We start from the raw sequence: 22,672 nt of genomic DNA on the forward strand, positions 1-22,672 counted from the left end.
GTGGGGCATCATGCGCTATTTTAACAGAAAATCCTTCTGAACTAATCGCAGCCATGTAGCAGTGCTGTGTTGTAAATAGTGTGCCGCATTTTCTAAAGCCTGTGCTTGCTCAATTCCCTCAGGATTAATTGCAACAATATGATGAAAACCATGTTGATCTAAGTCCACCACCCCTGCAAAAGCAATGACTGGAATATTAAACTGTTGTGCAAGCCGAGCGACGGCATAAGCTGTTTTGCCCAAATGAGTCTGTGCATCAATTTTACCCTCACCGGTTAATACATAATCTGCCTGTTGCATGTGTTGCGCCAAACCAGTTTGTTGCATTATAAACTCAGCCCCCGATTGTATGTGAGCATCACAAAATGCCATGAGAGCAAAAGCTAAACCACCTGCTGCGCCTGCACCTTGCTGCCCTGCCAACTCTTTGCCGATCACTTGACTGACCTTAGCCGCATAATGACCTAAATTAGCATCAAGCTGCTCAACCATAGCAGGGGTTGCGCCTTTTTGTGGACCAAACACATAAGAAGCACCTGTACTGCCACACAGTGGATTGCTTACATCCGAGGCAATGATGATCTCAATGTGCTTTAAACGTGCATCTAGGTGCGTCATGTCAATGTCATCAATCTGATTAAGATTACCGCCACACACGTGTAGCTGCTGTCCTAAACGGTCATAAAAACCTACGCCTAAGGCTTGTGCTAGGCCACTACCACCATCATTGGTGACACTACCCCCTAGTGCAATAATCACCTTGTCTACGCCCAAATCAAGCGCATGTAGCAGCATTTGACCTGTGCCATAGGTTGAGGTCAGCATAGGATTACGCTGTTCAGGTTTAAGCAAAGCAATGCCATTGGCTTTGGCCATTTCAATGATCGCGGTTTTGCCTGCATCGGTTAGGGCAAAATAACTGTCAATGTGTTGTTCAGGCAATGGGCCTTGTACCTGACAGGTAATTTTTTCTAACTTACACACCTGCATTAATGCATCCAGCGTACCTTCACCACCATCTGCCATAGACACACAAATACATTCGGCGTGTGGCATGACCGAGCATATACCGCGTTGCATCGCATGGCAGGCCTCTATAGCCGTTAAACTTTCTTTAAAGGAGTCAGGCGCAATAACAAAACGTGGCATAGGCTTTTCCTCGTTGGCTCATTATTTCAGACATAAAAAATGCCGACTTTCGTCAGCATTTTTGTAGTTTAAGCTTCAACCCATTTGCCATCTTGATACAGCAATGACCATTTGGTGGCTTTGCCTTCTGGTGTCTCAGAACCAATATATTGCGCTTGGTTTTTACGACTAAATTTCACCAAAGTTGCATGACCTTCTGGGTCTGTGTCTGGTGCTTGCAAAATAAACTGATATTTTGGATCAAGCTGATCTGCCACAGTACGGATTTCGGCAACTTTCGGCGCACGAGTTTCACGAATTTTTGGGAACTTACTAGCTGCAAGGAACAAACCTGCTGCGCCATCACGTAACACAAAGAAATCATCGTGCTTGGTTGAGCGTAAATGTTCCATTTTAATTGGGTCAACACGCGGCGGCGCAGGCTGACCACTCTTTAACACTTTACGGGTGTTGTCACAGCTATTACAGGCAAAGTATGGGCCAAAACGACCGGTTTTAAGCTGCATTTCGCCATCACATTTGTCGCACGGAATGGTTGGACCATCGTAGCCTTTGATTTTAAACTCACCTTCTTCAAGTTCAAAACCATGACAATCTGGGTTATTGCCGCAAATATGTAATTTACGCCCACCATCAATCACATAGCTGTCCATGGCAGTGGCACAAATTGAACAACGTTTTTTCGACAGTAAATCAGCCGTTTCTGCTGCATCATCATCAGATAACGCTGCCATTGACTCGACCGGCGTTAAGTTCAGTGTACCTTTACAGCGTTCTTTAGGCGGCAAGTTATAACCCGAACAGCCCAAGAATACGCCCGTGGTACCGGTACGAATCTGCATAGGGCGCTCACACTCTTTACAATGCACGCTCTCTACTTCAACTGGCAAATTACGGCGCATGCCGTCTTCACCTTGGGCTTTACCCAAACGCTGTTTGAAGTCGCCATAGAACTGATTGAGTAAATCTTTCCAATTGTGTTGACCATCAGCGACTTTATCCAGCTGTCCTTCTAAATCTGCGGTAAAGGCATAATTCATCAGGTTGTTAAAGTTTTCATCTAGACGGTCGGTAACAATTTCACCCATTTTTTCGGCAAATAAACGACGATTATCGAGTTTGACATAACCACGATCTTGAATGGTCGAAATAATCGCAGCATAGGTTGACGGACGACCAATACCACGTTTTTCTAATTCTTTGACCAACGATGCTTCGGTAAAGCGTGCTGGTGGCTTGGTAAAGTGCTGTGATGGCTCAAGTTTTTCAAGCTTTAAGACTTCGCCCACTTTTACCGCAGGCAATAAAATATCGTCTTCAGCTTTATTGGCACCACGCACTTTGGTAAAGCCATCAAACACCAAAGTACGACCTTTGGCTTTAAATTCTACGCCATTGGCATCAACTAAAATGGTAGACGACAAATACTGTGCCGAATTCATCTGACATGCTACAAACTGACGCCAAATCAAGTCATATAAACGCTGTGCATCACGCTCAACACCGGCAAGGCTGTCACCTTTGAGTGAAACATTGGATGGACGAATCGCTTCATGGGCTTCTTGTGCCCCAGCTTTGTTGCCATAACGATTTGCTTGTTCTGGCAAATATTGAGAGCCATATTCTGCTTCGATATGACCACGTACCATGCTCACCGCATCATCACTTAAAAAAGTTGAGTCAGTACGCATATAGGTGATAAAACCACCTTCATACAAACGCTGCGCCAACATCATGGTTTTTTTCACAGAAAAACCTAAACGGGTACTCGCAGCTTGCTGTAAGGTTGAGGTGATATATGGCGCGCTCGGATTTACCTTGGTTGGTTTATCTTCACGGCTAACAACTTTATAGTCAGCGTTTTCAATCAGTTGAAGTAAACGATCAGTTTCGGCTTGATTACGTAGTTTAAGCGTTTTGCCGTTTTGTTTAACCGCTTCTAAGCGAATAGGATCTTGGCTAGCTTGCGTATTTGCAAATACTTGCCAATATTCTTCAGGAATAAAAGCACGAATCTCACGTTCACGCTCCACCACCAATTTTACTGCCACCGACTGAACACGACCTGCCGATAAACCACGGGCAATTTTTTCCCACAGCAATGGCGAAATCATAAAGCCCACCACACGGTCTAAAAAACGACGCGCTTGCTGTGCATTGACTTTATTAATGTCTAAACGTGCCGGATGCTTAAACGCTTCTTGAATAGCATTTTTGGTGATTTCGTTAAACACCACACGTTGATAACGTGACTCATCACCACCAATCACTTCTTTTAAATGCCAAGCGATGGCTTCCCCTTCACGGTCCATATCCGTAGCCAGATAAACTTCATCGACTTCTGCGGCAAGTTTTTTAAGCTCAGCCACCACGTTTTCTTTGCCTGGCAACACCTGATACTGCGCCTGCCAATCGTGTTCAGGGTCAACACCCATACGGTTGACTAAGGCACTTTGGGCTTTAAGGGCTTTTTCTTGGTCCGTTAATTTAGTACGCGTTGCCGGTTTTTTCTCAGTTGTTTTAGCACCACCACTGGTCGGTAAATCACGTACATGACCCACAGATGACTTTACAATGTAGTTACTGCCTAAATATTTATTGATTGTTTTCGCTTTTGCAGGCGACTCCACAATCACTAATGCACGCTTTTTCGCAGCATCAGAAGTTGCTGTCGCGCTTTTGGATGTGGATCGAGGAGCGTTCGCCATAATTAAACCGTCTTACTAAAGATAAAAAGTTAAAGTTGTGCCAAAGATTCAAGCCAAGCCTTGATCTCTTCAATTTGAGAGCCTCTAAGGTCTGCTTCTTCTTCCCAATAGAGTCCTACACAGTTAGCCTGCATATCAATAGCATAAATGCCTTTTAATGCAACGTCTAAACCTTGGAATTTTTCATCACCATACACAAGCTCAAGTTGTTGCTCAACCACACGTGCACGCATCAGCGGCAGGCGTGCATTGGGTAACAAGATGCTGTAATACGCCACCATACTGGCACGATTTTCAGTTGCCATTGGGATTTTTGTCCAATCTGGTGCAGCCACAAGCCGTGGGTGCAAGCCAATTTTACGGGCTTTTTCGCGTATTAAGCCTAAAGCCTTTTCTCTTGGACTAACGCGTAGACCAAATATTGATCCCATCACGAACACGACGACAAGAACAGCAATCCAAATTCCAATGTTATCCATAGCTCAACCTTTATGTTCTATTATTAGAGTTGCATAAGCTGAATATAAAAGGCAAGTGGCTCGTTAGAATTTAATTACCAATTAAAATATTGTGATAACTGATTTTTCTATCATTAATCACCACAAGTCCATATTTGCTGAGCAGTTCAAGTGCAGGCTCAATGTCAGTTTTAGGCAAAAATCTGGCCAATACTGCTTCAAAACCGGCTTGATATTGAGGTTTTTTGCGCAGGGTGATCTAAAAAATATTGTTGGATAGATCAACAGGTTTTTTCATGCCACCTCCCCCTTATATTTAATTTAAAAACATTTCATGGCTATACACCACTTCATGCCCATTCCAATAAATATAGCCTTTTTCAATCAGCTCTTTGAGCAACATACGAATATCGGCTTTAGGGAAAATTTGCTCCAACAAATCACGTAACTCATAAATATCTTTAGGTTTATTGTCTTTTAGTTGACGCAAATGACGCGCTACTTCAACTTGCACAGGGTCAATGGTGGCAAAGTTTTTAAATAATTGTTGCTGTATGGTGTGAATTGAATCCTGAGTTGGCACAGCATTTTCGCGATCTTTAACAAGCGGTGTTTCATTCTCTAAATGTGCACATGCTGCATCTAAACTTTCAACTTTAGCGGCATCAGATGTAGATGTATTAAGCTGCAACCATTGTCTTAAAACTTTTTTACGAAAATAAATGTGCTCACGGTCTTGTTTGACTAATTTTAAATTAATCAGCATCCCCACCAAATGTTGAGCTTTTTCAGGTGCAATTTTTAGTACGTTGCCAAGTGAATTTTTTAATTTTTCCAGTGTATTGGGCTTACCGCTCATTTTGGCTAAAGCGTCGCAATATTGCTTCACCAATTGCAATTTAGGCTGCTGTTGAATACGCGTTAAACTTGGTACACGAATACCACTGCTGGCTTGAGTGGGTTGCGGAGCTTCAATTTGAATCAGATGTGCGCTGATTTCAGAACTTTGCAGTAATTCCAATAAAATTGGGCTTGAATCCATGGCCGAGATAATTTCTACATGGGTGTCTTGATCTAATAAAGCCATGAGCTGACCCACCAGCATGGCATATTGATATTCTTTATATTCAGCTTTGCCCACCTCTAAAATCACCACCTGACCGCTGCTGATCCAAGCTGCAAACTCAGTCAAATCATCTAAGGCAAGTTCAAATTTTCCTGTGCTATTAAACACATAGATCACAGGATAATGCTGCACAATTTCACGCAATAAAGACAGCGTAGGCGGGTTATTTTCAAGGTCAAGTAAAACGGCTTTATCAGACATAAGGGCTTATAGGTGATCAGAAAATCACATGATTACAACCATAAGCCCTCAAAAGGTCAAATAAAATCTGCGCCTTTATTCAAACCTATGGCTTAATAATGTGGTGGACGGTCAGCTACAGGGTCAAAGGTGGCAATACCATCGGATAAATCAGACGATTCTACCCGTTGATACAAAAGCTGCATTTGTTTTTTTAAATCAGCCAGTTCTAACGCCTGATGAGCTACTTGATCATTGAGCTGATCAACTAAATCGTCTAAAAATGCAATTCGCACTTGCAAATCTTCAATGGGTGCGGACAATGACGCTAGATCATTTAGATTTTGTTGTTTAGTCATTTAAAGTCCTCATTTGGGATTTCAGGAAACATTATGGCCTATATTACTATAAGGGATGTCCAACTTGCGTTTGGTGGACCTGCCTTGCTCGACGGCGCGAATTTTAACTTAGAACGCGGCGAACGAGTCTGCTTGATTGGGCGTAACGGTGAAGGTAAGTCTACTTTACTCAAGCTAATTGAGGGAAGTTTATTACCTGACAGCGGTGAAGTTTCCCTGCAAAATGGTGTCACAATTTCAATGTTAGCCCAAGACGTACCAATGGATTCAGGTCGTGTGGCAGACATTGTGGCAGACGGTGCAGGTGAAGCGGCGCAAGTGTTACGTGATTATCATGCGGCAAGTGAATCGTGTGTATTGGGTGATATGGATGCCTGCGATCGCATGGGTCACTTACAACACCAAATGGATCAATTAGACGGTTGGGCGCTTGAAACCAAAGTCAACTCGATTTTAAGCAAAATGGGTCTTGACCCAGAAGCTGACCTTGCCGATTTATCCGGTGGTCGTAAACGCCGTGTTTTATTGGCGCGCGCTTTATTGACCCAACCTGATGTATTGTTACTTGACGAACCAACCAACCATTTGGACGTTGAAAGTATTGAATGGTTAGAAAAATTCTTGCTCGATCAAAACAATTTAACTTTATTGTTTATCTCGCATGACCGTTCATTTGTAGACAGCATTGCCACTCGTATTGTCGAACTTGACCGTGGTACTTTGCGTAGCTATGACGGTAACTATTCGCGTTATCTTGAGCTTAAAGAACAGCAAATGGAAGCCGAAGAAAAGCAAAATGCGTTGTTTGATAAGCGTTTAGCTGAAGAAGAAGTTTGGATTCGTCAAGGCATTAAAGCACGTCGTACCCGGAATGAAGGTCGTGTGCGCGCTTTAAAAGAACTCCGTGAGCAATCTAAAGCACGTCGTTCACAACAAGGTAAAGTGGCAATGGCCACCCAAGAGGCCAACCGTTCAGGTAAAGTTGTCTTTGAAATTGAGAATCTCAGTGTGCAATTTGGTGACAATACACCAATTATCAAAGATTTCTCGGCCTTGGTGTTACGTGGCGACCGTATTGGCTTAGTAGGCGACAATGGTGTGGGCAAAACCACGCTCATTAAAGCCATTTTAGGTGAACTTGAGCATACGGGTGTGGTTAAAACAGGTACGCAGCTTGAAGTGGCCTATTTTGACCAATTACGTAATGCGCTTGATCTTGAAAAATCAGTTAAAGATAACGTGTCTGAAGGTTCAGATCATGTAGATGTTAACGGCAGCCGTCGTCATATTTACAGCTATTTACAAGATTTCTTATTTAGCCCAGAACGCGCACGTACCCCTGTAAAAGCCTTATCAGGTGGTGAACGTAACCGTATTTTATTGGCAAAATTACTGCTTAAACCATCTAACTTAATTGTGATGGATGAGCCAACCAACGATTTGGACATGGTGACCCTTGAGTTACTCGAAGAGATGCTCGGTGGCTATAAAGGCACCCTTTTGCTCATCTCGCATGACCGTGCCTTTATGGACAACGTTGTGACCTCAACATGGGTATTTGATGGTAAAGGCAACATTGATGAATACATCGGTGGCTACCAAGACTATCTAGAGCAACGCCCTGACCAAACAGCTGTTGGCTTAAAAAGTGAGGCTAAAAAAGCCGCTGCTAAAGCCGAAGCAGCAACTGCTGCACCTAAAAAAGTTAAACTCAGCTATAAAGATCAACGTGCTTTAGAGCAATTACCTGCCGAAATGGAAGCACTTGAAAAAGAGCAAGCAGACATTAACGCACAATTAGCAGATGGTTCATTGTTTGTATCTAATGCTGATCAAGCTATGAAACTGTCTAATCGTTTAACTGAAATTGATGAGCAATTGCTTGAAAAGTTAGAACGTTGGGAAGAGCTTGAGAATTTAACCAAGTAATCTTTTCAGCCTAAAAAGCCGCTATATGCGGCTTTTTTTATGCTTAAACATCAGGGCTTTTTATCTTTTTAATTCGTTAATTTTACATATTGATAGAAGCATTTTAAGCTTGTGTGTTTTGTCGTGGCACCTATGAGTATGAGCTTGGCAATTTGCATTTTGCTTTAACCTTCATGCTAAACTGCCAAACTTGTTTGGTTATCTTCAGCGCTCATGAGTCAAAAACAGCATTATCCATCGGGTAAATTTCAGTGGTCTTTTCTGCTGCCACGTTATTGGGGCATTTGGATTGGTATTGTCTTGCTGATGATATTGGCCATACTACCGTGGGCAATACAACAACGCCTTGCTCATATACTGGGTCGCATTGCATTTAAGCAGCTTAAATCACGCCGTAAGACCACTTTACGTAATTTAGAAGTATGTTTTCCTGAATGGTCAGTACAGGAACGTGAAGACAAGGCACGCCAAGTGTTTATTGATCAAATGCTTGGGATTTTTGAAACCTTAAATGCTTGGTATAGCCCAAAATGGTTTGCTGGACGGGTCACGGTTGACGGCTTAGAGCATTTACAAGCAGCCCAAGCGCGTGGTCAAGGCGTGTTACTCTTAGGCACGCACTCAACATTATTAGATGCTGGCGGCTATGCCTGTGCGCAGTTTTTTGAACCCGATGTGGTGTATCGTCCGCAAAACAATCCACTACTAGATATGCTGATTTATCGTTGCCGCGCCACCATTTACCAACATCAAATTGACCATGATGATATGCGTGGCTTAATCCGCCATTTAAAAAATGGACGCGCTATTTGGTACAGTCCCGATCAAGATTTTGGTTTAAAGCAAGGCGTCATGGCGCCGTTTTTTGGCGTACCTGCCGCAACTGTTACAGCACATCGTCGTTTACTTAAAATGACCAAAGCTGCTGCTATTCCTTTGTATTTTTATCGTCACGGCGATATCAACAATCCTCAATACCGCATTATGATTGAACCTGCATTGGCACAGTTTCCAAGTGAAGATGAGTTGGCCGATGCAACACGCACCAATCAGATTATTGAAGCCCAACTTCGCATTGCGCCTACGCAATACATGTGGTTCCATCGTCGTTTTAAAACTCGCCCACAAGGCTACGACAAGATTTACTAAAGCAGGAAAATGCACATGAAAGTTATGCAATTATTACCCGAGCTCAATAGCGGTGGTGTAGAGCGCGGTACTTTAGAAATTGCCCGTGCTTTAGTTCAAGCAGGTCATCAATCTGTGGTGGTGTCCCATGGTGGGCGTTTAGTCGCTGAATTGGAGGCTCAAGGTTCAAAGCATTGCAGCCTTGCCATTCATAAAAAAGCCTTATCGAGCTTATGGCAAATTGCGCCACTACGTGCCTTAATTGAAAAAGAACAACCCGATATTGTACATGTGCGTTCACGTGTACCGGCATGGCTGACCCATTTTGCACTCAAAGGTATTCCCAAAGCTACACGCCCACGCTTGATTTCAACGGTGCATGGCTTTTATTCCATTAATCGTTATAGCCAAATTATGACTCAAGCTGAAAAAGTCATTGCAGTGTCTGACAGCGTGGTGGATTACATTACCCAAAACTATAAAAACTGCCCACCACAAGATATTGTACGCATTTACCGCGGCATTGACGCCAAGGCTTTTCCACATGGCTATATGCCACCTAAGCATTGGCAAAACCAAGTGTGGCAAGATTTTCCTGAGCTTAAAGATAAGTTTTTGATTTGTCTGCCGGGTCGTATTACCCGCTTAAAAGGTCATGAAACTTTAATTACGCTCATGCAACAGCTTAAAACTCAGTTTCCGCAAGCACATGCTGTGGTGGTCGGTGGGGCAGATCCGAAAAAAGTGGCGTATTTAGATGAACTTAAAAACACCATTCAATCAAAAGATTTAAGCGATCAAATTACTTTTGTTGGGCATCGCTCGGATATTCGCGAATGGCTTGCCATGTCTGATTTGGTATTGTCTTTATCTAATCAAGCAGAAACCTTTGGACGTACCGTGTTAGAAGCTTTGTCTGTGGGTACACCAGTGGTGGGTTGGCAACGCGGTGGCGTGGCAGAAATTTTAAGCCAACTCTATCCCCAAGGTTTAGTGGCGGTTGATGATCAAGTCACTTTATTACAAAAAATTCAACAGCATATTCAAACACTGAAGCAAGTGGCCCCTGTCACTCAGTTTAGCTTAGACGATATGTGCCAACAAACTTTGGCGTTATATGAGCAAATCACCACCTCTAAATAAGTCAAAACCCGAGTTCTACATCCTGTAAAACTCGGGTTTTATAAGGTTGTGCTTGCAATATTATTGTTGTTTTTTATTGTTTGGTCATCCAGACCTGACATCAAATCCATGATGTTTTATCCTACAGCTTGGTCTTCCTTAGTGGGATGATCCGTTCCCGTGTCCATCTGCTGTTAAACTTAGATTAAGCCAAAGCAGATTGCTTGGCTATTAGCACCTCACCTCATTCTGTGTACGCCAATGCTTACATTAAGGGGTTTTAGTGCCATCTTTATAGTCTTGGGCAATTTCATCGGTCACAATTTTCTCCTCGCGTTCGGCTTTGGCAATACCCTCTTGAATGGCTTGCTGTGCCTGTTTTTCATCGGCATCGGTTTGTTGTAGTTCTTGTTGAATGTTCTCAAAAATTCGTCCAGTTTGCAGTACCACATACACCGGAAAATGATCTGAACCCATATGTGGCAAACGCTGCATATCCACTAACGCAAAGTCAGTGCTATGAAAAACATGATCGAGTGACCAACGTAACAGTGGATAATTGGCATGAAAGGTGTTGACGTATTTACGCCCCACGCGTGGATCAAGTAAACCACTAATACGCTGGAACAAACGCGTGGTACGTGACCATGCCACATCATTTAAATCGCCCATCACAATACAGCTTTGATCTAGGTCTTTAATTTGATCACCCACAATTAACAGTTCAGCATCGCGTAAAGTGGAATCTTTGGCTTCAGTTGGACTTGGCGGTTTTGGATGTAAGCAATACAGCTCCACCTCATGCCCTGAACGCAAGGTCACTGTGGTATGAATCGAAGGAATTTCATCGCTTAAGATAAATTTCACCTCGCTGTCTTTTAACGGCAATTTACTATACAAATGCATGCCATATAAATTATCTAAAGGCACAGGCACACGATACGGATAGTCTTTTTCAATCACAGCCAATTCGTTTTGCCATGTCTGATCTGTTTCTAAAGTTAAGACAATATCGGGTTGATATTTCTCAATTTCAGCAATTAATAAATAATATTTCTTATTAGGGGTCAATACATTAGACACTAAAAGCGAGATTTGCTTTTCACGGTCAAGTTGCTCAGGACGTACACTTGCGACCTGTTTTTTCCACACAAAAGTATAAGGCAACACCATTTTAAGCTGATACGCCAATGCTGCCATCAGCAACACTAAAAACACATAACGGGTGCTATCCCATTCACCCGACCAAAATAAAATGCCAAGTAACGCTGCAAAACCTAAGCATAAAATTTGTAAGCGTGGAAAATCAGCACCGCGAAACCACCATTCATCACGAGGGATCAACGACCAAAAACTGAGCCAAATCACCAAGCCTGCTATTATTTGAATCCACAGCATGTATCCCTCTCCTTTTTTGATATTCTTAAAGTTTTAGCCACTTATAAATTTATATCAATTTTGCATGTAACATAAACAAGATATATTGGACAATATTGTTAGTGTTTTGCTGATGTAGCTCTTGCAGTTCAACAGCCTTTTGATACACTCGAATCCCTTTTAGATTTTTAACGCACCGAGGCAAAGTGACATGAAAGTAGGTCTGGTCGGTTGGCGCGGGATGGTTGGTTCCGTCCTTATGCAACGTATGGTTGAAGAAAACGATTTCGCAGATATCGAACCGTTTTATTTCTCTACCAGTAATGCAGGGGGTCAAGCGCCTGCGTTTGGCGGTAAAACTGCCCCAGCACTTATGGATGCAACAGACATTAATAGTCTCAAGCAAATGGATGTCATTATTACCTGTCAAGGTGGTGACTATACCTCTGAAGTTTTCCCAAAGCTAAAAGCTGAAAACTGGAATGGTTACTGGATTGATGCGGCATCTACACTACGTATGGATGACGAAGCGATCATCGTGCTTGATCCTGTCAACATGAACGTGATTCAAGACGGTTTAGTCAAAGGCACAAAAACATTTGTGGGCGGTAACTGTACTGTATCATTGATGCTCATGGGCTTAGGTTCTTTATTCCAAAATAACTTGGTGGAATGGGCAACCTCAATGACCTATCAAGCAGCATCGGGTGCTGGCGCGCAAAACATGCGTGAATTGATCACAGGTATGGGTTATTTATATAACAATACTAAAGATCTGCTTGATGATCCGCGTTCACCAATTTTAGACATTGACTCTAAAATTGCACAATTACAACGTGGTGAAGGTTTCCCATCGGCAAACTTTGGTGTGCCACTGGCAGGTTCTTTGATTCCGTATATCGACAAACAACTTGAAAGCGGTCAATCAAAAGAAGAGTGGAAAGGTCAAGTTGAAACCAACAAGATCTTAGGCAACCAACAGATCGTACCAATTGATGGTCACTGTGTGCGTATTGGTGCAATGCGTTGTCACTCGCAAGCAATTACCTTAAAGCTCAAAAAAGACGTTCCATTAAACGAAATTGAAGACATGATTCGTCAGTCTAGCCAATGGGCAAAAGTGGTACCAAACACACGTGAAGCGTCTATGACTGATCTTACACCTGTGGCAGTCACTGGCACACTCACTGTACCAGTCGGTCGTTTACGTAAAATGAACATGGGTAAAGAATACTTAGGTGCATTTACAGTGGGTGACCAACTGCTTTGGGGTGCTGCTGAGCCATTACGTCGTATGCTGCGCATCTTAATTGAATATAAAAATGCTTAATTTTTACTAAGCAAATAAGAAGCCGGTCACATTGATCGGCTTTTTTGTGTCTAATCTGTTACTCTTTCATATTATTGAGTAAACTTAACTCAAGTTGAGTATGAAGAAAGACACAGAATGAATTTTTATAATAAATTTAAACTCACTTTATTTGGCTGTCTCGTTTCACAGCAAAGTTATGCCTTAAATCTGATGCCAATTGATATTCAATCTACACCGGGGGAACTGTTATATGCCGAAATTAAATTTCAGCATGCCGATACGACCCAACCCTTACGTGTAGGTTTAGCCTCAGTTGAAGATTTAAGATATTTAGGGGTCAGTCATCAACCACCCGGGCATTTAAATTTTTTTGTACGTCAATCAGGTCAAGATACAGGGGTGATTACCATTACCTCATCACGTCCTGTGATTGAAACGGAATTAAACGTTGTGGTGAAAATTCAACATGCCGGTAGCACACGTTTACAACATATTAAAACGCGTTTGGCTGACTTTAAAGCACAGTCCAATACATCACCGACCGAAAAAAAATTAGTCCCGATTAAACTGCTACGCGAAGAAGAAATTCCGCTCACTTTAGCCACATCAACCCAATATCAAGCCGCTGATGTCAAGGTGCAAGAACGTCCTTTAGCGGTGAGTCATACTCCTCCGCCTTTATTGCAAGGCACGGCTTTAACTGCACAAAACAATCATCCAGCTATACCTGATGTTAAAGCGCCAGTTAAATCCCACGCTGAGTCTAAACTGGCTGCATCACAAGAACAGGTACTCATGGTACAAAAAGTTGCGCCACCGCCGTTAGAAACTCAAGCGCCCCCAAGCAATGCTACAAAAGTAGAGGAAATTTTGGCGGCTTCTGCTTCTGCTTCTGCTTCTGCTTCTGCTTCTGCTTCTGCTTCTCAAGCCAATACCACAATTAGCTCGTCTGCTACGAGCAGCACCCAAAAACATACGGTGCAAAACAATGAATCTTTGTGGTCTATCTCAGCACAAATTGCCAAGCAGCAACAACGCTCCACTTCTGAGGTTATGCAAGAGATTCATCACCAAAACCCGCATGCCTTTATTGCCGGTAATCGTAATAGACTACGTCGTGGTGCAATACTCGATTTAAACCTAGAAATAGCTGCTGTTCAGCCAAAAGCGGTGAGTACAAAAGACTTACCAGTTGTGGCAAGTAAACAATCGGGCAAGGCAAAATATCGTTTAAATGAAGCGCACATGAGCCTTGTTGCTCAGAAGCAAGCAGATTCTGCACAAGGTTCCGCGAAAAAAAGCACACAAACTGCAAAAAGCTCGCAGCAGTTAGCATTAAAAGTTATGACATCGCGTGAAAAAAGCGTTAAATTACAAAGAAACGTAACACACCTCGATCAGATGCTTAAGCAAAAGGATCATAGAATTCAATTACTAAATACTCGTTTGGCGCAATTGCAACAGCAACTCAAAGCGCAACAAGTACAGAAAAAATGATCAACTAACGTGTTACCACAACGATTTTTTGCGTGGGTTTGAGCCAACCAATATGCTCGCCACAAGGGGTTAATCAATATGCTGTTATATGTGCTTCCATTTATTATCTTATTGGTTGTCGCCATTGTTTTAAAAAAGCGCCAAGACAATCAAAAAGCAGAACCAACCAAAAAAACCACGGCAGCCAAAGCTAAAACGGTGAGCACACCAAGCACAGAGGTTGTTGAAACACCTGTGGTGGTTCAAGCTGTAGCTAAAGCAGTTGGGTCACAAGAACGTACCCCATTGGCACCTGAATTGCGTCGTCACATTGAAAATCAAATGCGCGATGGCAATTACTTTGCAGCAGAAGCACAGATTAACCAAGCCTTAAATCGTGACAATGCACAGCACGAATTGTATCTCATGCTGCTTGACTTACATTTGCTACAAAATGATGAGTTTGCCATTAATCAATTGTTTACCCATTTACGTTCATTACAGCTCGATGATATTGTGCAACAAGCACAAGACAAACGCGTCGCACACGAAGCACGTCTTGTTGAAGAAGCCAAAACCAAAGCCGAAAGCCAAGCGGCTAAGCTTGCTGTAAGTTCATTGTCTTTTGATCAGTTACAACAAGAAGAAGTTAAACCCGCTGCACAAGCTCCACTTGAGTTTGCACCAAAAGCTGAAGTGGCACCTGCCACAGATGTCGCTAAACCGCTTGATTTTGCTGTTACCAGCAACACAACTGAAAAAACCGAACCCACACCACTTGAATTTAATGCAGCACCTGTTGCTAAACCAGTTCAAGACGAAGTCAAACCTTTAGACTTTGCTTTTACTTTAGATCAAAGTGCAGCGCCTGTAGAGCCTGTGGTTGAGTCAAAAGAACCGCAAGCGCTTGAGTTTAGTTTAGATCAAACGCCAAGCACGCAAAAATCAGAGCTTGAATTTAATCTTGAGACAGCACCAACTCAACCTGCCAAAGCTGAACTTGAGTTTAGTTTAGACAATGCAGCGAAAGCTAAACCTGAGCAAGCACTTGAGTTTAATCTTGAACCATCAAAAGCAGAAAAAACTGAATTTGATTTTAATCTAGAACAACCAACACCGGCACCACTAGACGTGCCTGTAGCAAAAGTTGAACCTCAAAGTTTTGACTTTAAATTTGAAGCACCAACAGAAGTTGCAGCTGTAGCCGAAGCAGCTGTTAATACTCAAGATCCATTGTTACAACTCTTCCCTGAGTTAGCGCAGCTAAGTGAAATTGATTTGAACTTAAAACTTGCCGCTGAATATGTACGCTTAGGTGCTCATTCAGATGCGATCAGTGTGCTTGCTGAACACGAAGCCAGCTATAACGATCAACAACGTGAATTTGCTCAGAGCCTGCGAAATAAAATCGCCTAAGCGATCTATTTAGCACTAAGATAAAGCAGTCATCCTTGGCTGCTTTTTTATATGAAAAAAATCGCGTTAATTTATATGGGCGGCACCTTTGGTTGTGTCGGTCAACCGTTGGCTCCCATGCCAGCTGCACAGTTTTTACCTCATTTACAAGACATTTTAGAGCCTGCATTTGATCTTGATTGCTTGATTGCACCCGTGATTAAAGACAGTAGTGCTTGCACACCCAGAGATTGGCTTGAACTTGCTGCTTATGTGCAAACACTACAACTCCAAGGCTATCAGCATTTTGTTTTAATTCATGGCACAGACACCTTAAGCTACGCCGCGGCAGTCTTGGCACATTTTTTAGCCCAGTCAGTGCATATGGTGGTGACAGGTAGTCAATATCCTCTGCTCAATGCCCAAGGCAATGCATTGCATGAACACAGTGATGCTTTAGATAATCTGAATTTGGCGCTATCGCAAGTCAAGCAACTTAAAGCTGGCGTGTATGTTGCGTTTAATCAAAAGATTTTTCATGCCCAAAGCGTGTTAAAGCAGCACAGCACCCATTTAGATGCCTTTGCAGGTCTGCATGCACAAATGGCGTTTAAGCCTACACTCAAGCCATACCAAATTACTGCGCGCGATTTAGCATGTGCCGATACTTTTCGGTGTTTAAATATCATGTGGCAGCCATTAAGCCTGACCCAACACGTGATACAACTTAAACAACTGTGCCAAGATGCGCCCGACGTTTTAATTTTACAAGGCTTTGGTATTGGCAATTTACATGCTAATGACAGCTTGATTGAAGTCTTACATGAATTGTATCAAGCTGGATGCTTAACCCTATTAACCTCGCAAGTGCCTTTTGGTGGCTTAGAGCAACGCTATGCCATTTCGGCATGGACCACGCATGCCAAGATTTTAATCAGTGATTGTGCCAGTCACGCAGATCTTTATGCAAAAGCGCTTAAAATCTATTTACAATACGCCACACTCGATGAGCGCCGTGCTCATTGGCATGAATTCACCAGCATTTGAGGTCACTATGCAACGTTTTGCCGTCGGTATTGAGTTTTGTGGGATGCAGTATCGAGGCTGGCAAACCCAGCAAGCAGGCGTTGTGAGCTTGCAAGAAACCATTGAGCACATTTTAAGTAAAATTGCCAATGAGCCAATTGTGCTGCATGGTGCAGGACGCACTGATGCTGGTGTACATGCCACCAACATGGTCGCGCATTTTGATACCACAGCCATCCGCCCTTTACGTGGATGGTTAATGGGCGCCAACAGTCAGCTACCTAAAGACATTGCGATCCAATGGATTAAACCCATGGATGAAAATTTCCATGCGCGTTTTAAAGCCAAAGCACGCCGTTATCGTTACGTGGTGTATAACAACCCTATGCGACCTGCTTTGCTGCATAAACAAGTGACGCATATCTATCAACCTTTAGATGTGACTAAGATGATGGAAGCTGCGAAAAAGTTTGAGGGTACGCATAACTTTGAAAGTTTCCGTGCTGCGGCCTGCCAATCTAATCAACCTGTACGTCATGTTAAGCATTGTCGTTTAATTCAGCATGGCTGCTATTTGGTGCTTGATATTCAAGCTGATGGTTTTTTACATCACATGGTACGTAACATCATGGGCTGCTTACTTGAAATTGGGCAAGGTATGTATGAGGTGGAGCATATTGATGCCATTTTTGCAGCTCAAGATCGTAGTGCTGCCGGCATTACCGCACCACCCGATGGCTTGTATTTTATTCATGCCGATTACCCAAGCGAATTTGAACTGCCTCATCTGCCGCTTGGACCGCATTGGTTAAATATGCCGGAATAAAATCTATTACATCACGCAAAACTGAGTTCTAAGGCAAAAATAATACCCAAACTAATGTGACAACATAGCTTAAAAGCCAAGGCTGCGATGTCATATTTTGCGCTTTGGCACACTTGCCTTTCACTTTGCAAAGTACAAAGCGCTCCTGTGGTAAATTTGATTTTCTGTAGTGGCTAATCAAGTGCGCGTTCGCTTATTTTACTCTCACCTAAACGACTAGTGGGCGTTGCCCACCTTGTATTTCACAAAAAAATTGACTATAATTTGCGCCTTTCCAATTTATTCATTCAGGTAGGCTATGGCCAATAAAGAGGAACTCATCGAGTTCGAAGGCGTTGTCACCGAGACGCTTCCTAATACTATGTTCCGTGTACGATTAGAGAACGGTCACGAAGTGATTGCCCACATTTCTGGTAAAATGCGCAAACACTATATCCGCATTTTGACTGGCGACAGTGTAAAAGTAGAAATGACACCTTATGATTTGACTAAGGGTCGTATCACTTATCGTGCACGCTAAGTTTTAGCGTAAGCAAAAAGCCACTTCTTTAAAAGTGGCTTTTTTTATGCCCATTCAATCGCTCAAAGGGCAGCGCTTGCGTTGCCCACATAAAAAAACGCAGCCTCAAGCTGCGTCTTTTTAAGTTTGGTTAAAACTTAGTTCAATGCTGCAACCACAGCTTGACCCATTTCAACTGTACCTACTTTGTTCATACCTTCAGACATAATGTCAGCAGTACGTAAGCCTTGATCTAACACTTGACCTACAGCATCTTCAATCGCTTTAGCTGCTGCTTCTTCGCGGAATGTATAACGCAACATCATGGCAACAGATAAAATGGTTGCAAGTGGGTTGGCAAGGTTTTGACCTGCGATGTCTGGCGCTGAACCGTGGCAAGGCTCATACATACCTTTCCCTTGCTCATCTAAAGACGCAGATGGCAACATCCCAATTGAACCGGTTAACATTGCTGCTTCGTCAGATAAGATATCGCCAAACAAGTTAGAGGTTACAATCACGTCAAATTGCTTAGGTGCACGTACTAACTGCATAGCGGCATTGTCTACATACATATGTGACAATTCAACTTGTGGATAATCTGCTTGGTGCATAGCCGTTACGGTTTGTTTCCAAAGCTCAGTCACTTCAAGTACGTTGGCTTTATCGACTGAACATACTTTACCACCACGTAAGCCTGCAAGTTCAAATGCCACTTTTGCAATACGCTTGATTTCAGATTCGCTATATACGTCGGTGTTAAAACCTTGTTTTTCACCGTTTTCTAATTCACGAATACCACGTGGTTGACCAAAGTAAATACCACCGGTTAATTCACGTACGATTAAAATATCTAAACCTGCCACAATTTCAGGCTTTAAGCTTGAAGCATCAGCAAGTTGCGGGTACAAAATCGCAGGACGTAAGTTGGCAAATAAATTAAGTTCTGCACGTAATTTAAGTAAGCCACGCTCTGGACGAATTGAACGTTCAATCGTATCCCACTTAGGACCGCCAACAGCACCTAATAAAATTGCATCAGCACGTTTTGCTTGCTCAGATGTCACGTCTGGGTACGGCGCGCCGTGTGCATCAATTGCCGCACCGCCCAATAAACCCTCTTCCCACGTCAAACCTAGCGCAAATTTTTGGTTAACCGTCGTTAATACTTGTTCAGCCGCTTTTACAATTTCAGGGCCAATGCCGTCACCAGCTAAAATCAAAATATGTTTTGACATGAGATATTCCATTGATCAATGACCAAGCAATTGGTCGTATTAAAGTTTTCGTTCCACAAACTCGCCAAGGCCAGTGAGGGCATTATAAGGTTTACAAAAACGACGGATGGTCTTTTTTGCTTGCTTTAAATCGACACATAACGGATCGGGTGCAGAGGTGTTTAATAAACTACCTGAATTGCTACTACGCTGCCGATACATATGTAAGGTGTAACGTGTCTTGGCTTTAAAGCGATGAATGAGGTGCAATTTTTCTGCTTTATTTTTGGATACTGGGTAAAAACGTAGCACCAATTCATGTTGACCGGGCGCAACCGACAAATACAAAGCATTGTTTTGACCCACATGACGTTGTTGCAAACGTAAAATATTGGCCGAAATGGCTTGGCGATAAATCTTGCCTTTGTCGCTGTCCATAATATGAATGGCATTGAAACGCTCAAATTCACAATGGGTCGTCCCTGAACAATAAATCAATGCGTTGTTCGGTTCATCTTTACTCATAGGCACATGTTTAATCTGTGCTGTATCCACCAATTGGCAGGCACTGAGCAGCATTACTGTACTCAGTGCACCAACCAAGCATATTTTTTTCATTTTGCCACTCATGCCTTTGCAATCTTGGCAAAATGTTAGCAAGACTTAATAATCTATGCTATGGCATTAACCACGAATCTCGTTAAATACCCAAGGACGTGCCGCTTTGGTTTTTTCTTCATAAGCACGAATGTCATCGCTGGCTTGCAAAGTCAAACCAATATCATCTAAACCATTGATTAAGCAATGTTTACGAAATGGATCAACTTCAAATTTAAAGCTTTCACCACTTGGTGTACGTACTTCTTGTGCTTGTAAATCAATCGTTAATTGATAACCTTCAGTTGCAAAACATTCTTTAAATAACTGATCAACAATCTCTTCAGATAAGATCACTGGCAACATGCCGTTTTTAAAGCTGTTATTAAAGAAGATGTCGGCATAACTTGGTGCAATCACCGTGCGAAAACCATATTCTTCCAATGCCCACGGCGCATGTTCACGGCTTGAACCACAACCAAAGTTGGCACGTGAGATCAAGATAGATGCACCTTGGTAACGCGCTTGGTTTAAGGCAAAATCTTTATTTAATGGACGTTTTGAATTATCTAAACCTAAATAACCTTCATCTAAATAACGTAATTCATCAAATAAGTTTTCGCCAAAACCCGTACGTTTAATCGATTTTAAAAACTGTTTTGGAATGATCAAATCGGTATCAACGTTGGCACGATCTAATGGTGCAACGATACCTTGTTCAACGGTATATTTTTTCATTGTCTTGCTCCTATTAGAATGAACGTACGTCAACAAAGTGACCGGCAATTGCCGCTGCTGCTGCCATTGCTGGGCTTACCAAGTGTGTACGACCGCCATTGCCCTGACGACCTTCAAAGTTACGGTTTGAGGTTGAAGCACAATGCTCACCCGGTTGTAACTTATCTGCATTCATGGCCAAGCACATCGAGCAGCCCGGCTCACGCCATTCAAAGCCCGCTTCAATTAAGATTTTATCTAAGCCTTCAGCTTCTGCTTGTGCTTTGACTAAGCCAGAACCTGGAACCACCATGGCTTGCTTAATACTTGAAGCCACTTTTTTGCCTTGAGCAACTTTGGCAGCTTCACGAATATCTTCAATACGTGAGTTGGTACATGAACCAATAAATACACGGTCTAATTGAATGTCTGCCAAGGCTTGACCTGCAGTTAAACCCATGTAGTTGTAAGCACGCGTCCAGTCGTTACGTTGTACGTCATCTTTGGCTTGCTCGAGTGTAGGAACCGCTTGAGTCACTGGAATCACCATCTCAGGAGATGTACCCCAAGAGACTTGCGGTTCAATCTCTTCACCTTGTAATACCACTACAGTATCAAAGTGTGCAGCTTCATCAGAATGTAGAGTATTCCAATACTCTACCGCTTGATCCCACTGCTCGCCTTTTGGCGCGTATGGACGGTCTTTTACGTATGCAATGGTTTTGTCATCTACAGCAACCATACCCACACGGGCGCCGCCTTCAATCGCCATGTTACATACCGTCATACGACCTTCGATCGACATATCACGGAATACTTGACCACCAAATTCAATGGCATGACCTGTACCGCCTGCGGTACCAATTTTACCGATAATAGCCAAAACCACATCTTTTGGTGTTACGCCTTGACCCAATTTACCGTCAACACGTACCAACATGTTTTTCATTTTCTTTTGAACTAAGCATTGGGTTGCCAATACATGTTCAACTTCTGATGTACCAATACCGTGTGCCAAGCAACCAAATGCACCATGTGTTGCTGTATGCGAGTCACCACACACCACAGTCATACCCGGTAAAGTTAAACCCTGCTCAGGACCTACAACGTGTGCAATGCCTTGACGCACATCATTAATATCAAACTGTACCACGTTAAAAGTTTTACAGTTGTCATCTAAGGTTTGTACTTGAATACGTGAAGTGTCGTCTTCAATTCCTGAGATCCCTTCTGAACGCTCTTTTTTAGAGGTCGGTACGTTATGGTCAGGAGTGGCAATATTGGCGCTTAAACGCCAAGGTGTACGACCGGCAAGTTGTAAACCTTCAAAAGCTTGTGGAGAAGTCACTTCATGTAATAAATGACGGTCAATATAAAGCAATGCAGAGCCATCATCTCGTTGTTTTACTAGATGGTCATCCCATAATTTGTCATACAATGTTTTTGCTTGTTGGGTTTCGCCTGCCATGTCGATATGCTCCACTGGACTGGGTAAATTTATATATTAAAAATGATTATAAACAGCTAATCACATAAATCTAATTTATCATTTTTATTAATTCAAAAACTTTTTTTAATAGATTATTTGACCATCAAATCTTAATTTTATCATTCAATTTTACGATTAATTTTAAAAATATATTCGTTTTTACAAATTAAAGTCTGGGCTTTATGATGTATCTATCAGCACAAGATAAGCAATCAGGAGCAGTTCAATGGCACATATCCAACACTTTGTTGATCAAAATCAACGTATGTTTAAAAAAACCTTAAGCTATTACATTATGCATATTACAGTGGCGCTCTTGGTGGGTTACTTTGTCACCGGTAGTATTTGGATGGCCATGACATTAAGTGTTTTAGAACCAACCATTCAAGCTGTGGCGTACTTTTTCCACGAACGCGTATGGGAAAAGAAACAGCAAGTGATCCCTCAAGCTTAAATCATCTGCTGCTCCTCATCAGACCACTCTTTAAGGGTGGTCTTTTTTGTGTCTTATTGGACAGATGCTGCCACCTCACTTGTCTAATTGTTAAACAAGCGGTTATATTTTGATGCAATTTGGGTATT

20 protein-coding genes are annotated in these 22,672 nt (G+C 42.5%); 10 read left to right on the plus strand and 10 right to left on the minus strand.

All coding sequences use genetic code 11. The features are described 5' to 3' along the window. Nucleotides 1–15: 15 nt before the first annotated feature. The 5 genes from Q0017_RS03335 to Q0017_RS03355 form a co-directional block, all read right to left on the minus strand. Complete coding sequence (locus tag Q0017_RS03335) at nt 16–1,149, minus strand: glycerate kinase (RefSeq protein ID WP_298142658.1); 1,134 nt, start codon at nt 1,147–1,149, stop codon at nt 16–18. Between the two features lie 68 nt (nt 1,150–1,217). After that, nucleotides 1,218–3,857: a type I DNA topoisomerase gene (topA, locus tag Q0017_RS03340; RefSeq protein ID WP_298142662.1), complete on the minus strand. Its 2,640-nt coding sequence runs from the start codon at nt 3,855–3,857 to the stop codon at nt 1,218–1,220. A gap of 29 nt (nt 3,858–3,886) precedes the next feature. After that, nucleotides 3,887–4,336 (minus strand): ammonium transporter, encoded by a 450-nt coding sequence (locus Q0017_RS03345; protein ID WP_298142664.1) that lies wholly within the window; start codon nt 4,334–4,336, stop codon nt 3,887–3,889. Nucleotides 4,337–4,631: 295 nt separating this feature from the next. Continuing rightward, entirely contained in the window at nt 4,632–5,642 is a 1,011-nt protein-coding gene (locus Q0017_RS03350; protein ID WP_298142667.1) for a hypothetical protein, read from the minus strand. 92 nt (nt 5,643–5,734) lie between these two features. Continuing rightward, a complete protein-coding gene (locus Q0017_RS03355) occupies nt 5,735–5,980 on the minus strand; it encodes a SlyX family protein (RefSeq protein WP_297426991.1) in 246 nt (81 codons plus the stop codon). Between the two features lie 33 nt (nt 5,981–6,013). Between Q0017_RS03355 and Q0017_RS03360 the strand changes: the two genes are divergently transcribed. The 3 genes from Q0017_RS03360 to Q0017_RS03370 all read left to right on the plus strand — a co-directional run bounded on the left by Q0017_RS03360 (nt 6,014) and on the right by Q0017_RS03370 (nt 10,180). Continuing rightward, a complete protein-coding gene (locus Q0017_RS03360) occupies nt 6,014–7,909 on the plus strand; it encodes an ATP-binding cassette domain-containing protein (RefSeq protein ID WP_298142670.1) in 1,896 nt (631 codons plus the stop codon). Nucleotides 7,910–8,122: 213 nt separating this feature from the next. Then, nucleotides 8,123–9,058 (plus strand): LpxL/LpxP family Kdo(2)-lipid IV(A) lauroyl/palmitoleoyl acyltransferase, encoded by a 936-nt coding sequence (gene lpxL, locus Q0017_RS03365; RefSeq protein ID WP_298142673.1) that lies wholly within the window; start codon nt 8,123–8,125, stop codon nt 9,056–9,058. Between the two features lie 15 nt (nt 9,059–9,073). After that, complete coding sequence (locus tag Q0017_RS03370; protein ID WP_298142676.1) at nt 9,074–10,180, plus strand: glycosyltransferase family 4 protein; 1,107 nt, start codon at nt 9,074–9,076, stop codon at nt 10,178–10,180. Between the two features lie 249 nt (nt 10,181–10,429). Here Q0017_RS03370 and Q0017_RS03375 read toward each other — a convergent pair whose 3' ends face one another. Beyond that, nucleotides 10,430–11,557 carry an endonuclease/exonuclease/phosphatase family protein gene (locus Q0017_RS03375; protein WP_298142679.1) on the minus strand — a complete coding sequence of 376 codons (1,128 nt, stop codon included), beginning with the start codon at nt 11,555–11,557 and terminating at the stop codon, nt 10,430–10,432. A 190-nt stretch (nt 11,558–11,747) separates the two neighbouring features. Between Q0017_RS03375 and asd the strand changes: the two genes are divergently transcribed. The 6 genes from asd to infA all read left to right on the plus strand — a co-directional run bounded on the left by asd (nt 11,748) and on the right by infA (nt 18,091). Next, on the plus strand, nt 11,748–12,866 hold the full coding sequence (gene asd, locus Q0017_RS03380; RefSeq protein ID WP_297427005.1) for an aspartate-semialdehyde dehydrogenase: 1,119 nt from the start codon (nt 11,748–11,750) through the stop codon (nt 12,864–12,866). 117 nt (nt 12,867–12,983) lie between these two features. Beyond that, entirely contained in the window at nt 12,984–14,345 is a 1,362-nt protein-coding gene (locus tag Q0017_RS03385) for a hypothetical protein (protein WP_298142682.1), read from the plus strand. Between the two features lie 78 nt (nt 14,346–14,423). After that, nucleotides 14,424–15,740, plus strand: a complete 1,317-nt coding sequence (locus Q0017_RS03390; protein ID WP_298142685.1) for a hypothetical protein — start codon at nt 14,424–14,426, stop codon at nt 15,738–15,740. A gap of 51 nt (nt 15,741–15,791) precedes the next feature. Beyond that, entirely contained in the window at nt 15,792–16,766 is a 975-nt protein-coding gene (locus Q0017_RS03395; protein ID WP_298142688.1) for an asparaginase, read from the plus strand. A 7-nt stretch (nt 16,767–16,773) separates the two neighbouring features. Beyond that, entirely contained in the window at nt 16,774–17,571 is a 798-nt protein-coding gene (truA, locus tag Q0017_RS03400; protein ID WP_298142691.1) for a tRNA pseudouridine(38-40) synthase TruA, read from the plus strand. 298 nt (nt 17,572–17,869) lie between these two features. After that, nucleotides 17,870–18,091 carry a translation initiation factor IF-1 gene (infA, locus tag Q0017_RS03405; RefSeq protein ID WP_001284370.1) on the plus strand — a complete coding sequence of 74 codons (222 nt, stop codon included), beginning with the start codon at nt 17,870–17,872 and terminating at the stop codon, nt 18,089–18,091. A gap of 137 nt (nt 18,092–18,228) precedes the next feature. Here infA and leuB read toward each other — a convergent pair whose 3' ends face one another. The 4 genes from leuB to leuC are packed head-to-tail and all read right to left on the minus strand — an operon-like array spanning nt 18,229 to nt 22,069. Beyond that, the gene (gene leuB / locus Q0017_RS03410) at nt 18,229–19,308 is read right to left on the minus strand and encodes a 3-isopropylmalate dehydrogenase (RefSeq protein ID WP_298142695.1); all 1,080 of its coding nucleotides are present in this window, start codon (nt 19,306–19,308) and stop codon (nt 18,229–18,231) included. Between the two features lie 39 nt (nt 19,309–19,347). Beyond that, nucleotides 19,348–19,917 (minus strand): hypothetical protein, encoded by a 570-nt coding sequence (locus Q0017_RS03415; protein ID WP_298142698.1) that lies wholly within the window; start codon nt 19,915–19,917, stop codon nt 19,348–19,350. A 54-nt stretch (nt 19,918–19,971) separates the two neighbouring features. Beyond that, nucleotides 19,972–20,622, minus strand: coding sequence for a 3-isopropylmalate dehydratase small subunit (leuD, locus tag Q0017_RS03420; protein WP_298142701.1), 651 nt, complete (start codon nt 20,620–20,622; stop codon nt 19,972–19,974). Between the two features lie 13 nt (nt 20,623–20,635). Next, on the minus strand, nt 20,636–22,069 hold the full coding sequence (leuC, locus tag Q0017_RS03425) for a 3-isopropylmalate dehydratase large subunit (protein WP_298142704.1): 1,434 nt from the start codon (nt 22,067–22,069) through the stop codon (nt 20,636–20,638). A 247-nt stretch (nt 22,070–22,316) separates the two neighbouring features. On the opposite strand from leuC, the gene Q0017_RS03430 reads away from it, so the two are divergent. Next, nucleotides 22,317–22,544, plus strand: coding sequence for a DUF2061 domain-containing protein (locus tag Q0017_RS03430; protein WP_298142706.1), 228 nt, complete (start codon nt 22,317–22,319; stop codon nt 22,542–22,544). Nucleotides 22,545–22,672: the final 128 nt, after the last annotated feature.

Origin of the sequence: uncultured Acinetobacter sp., from assembly GCF_947624825.1 — a bacterium.
Taxonomy (GTDB): Bacteria; Pseudomonadota; Gammaproteobacteria; order Pseudomonadales; family Moraxellaceae; genus Acinetobacter.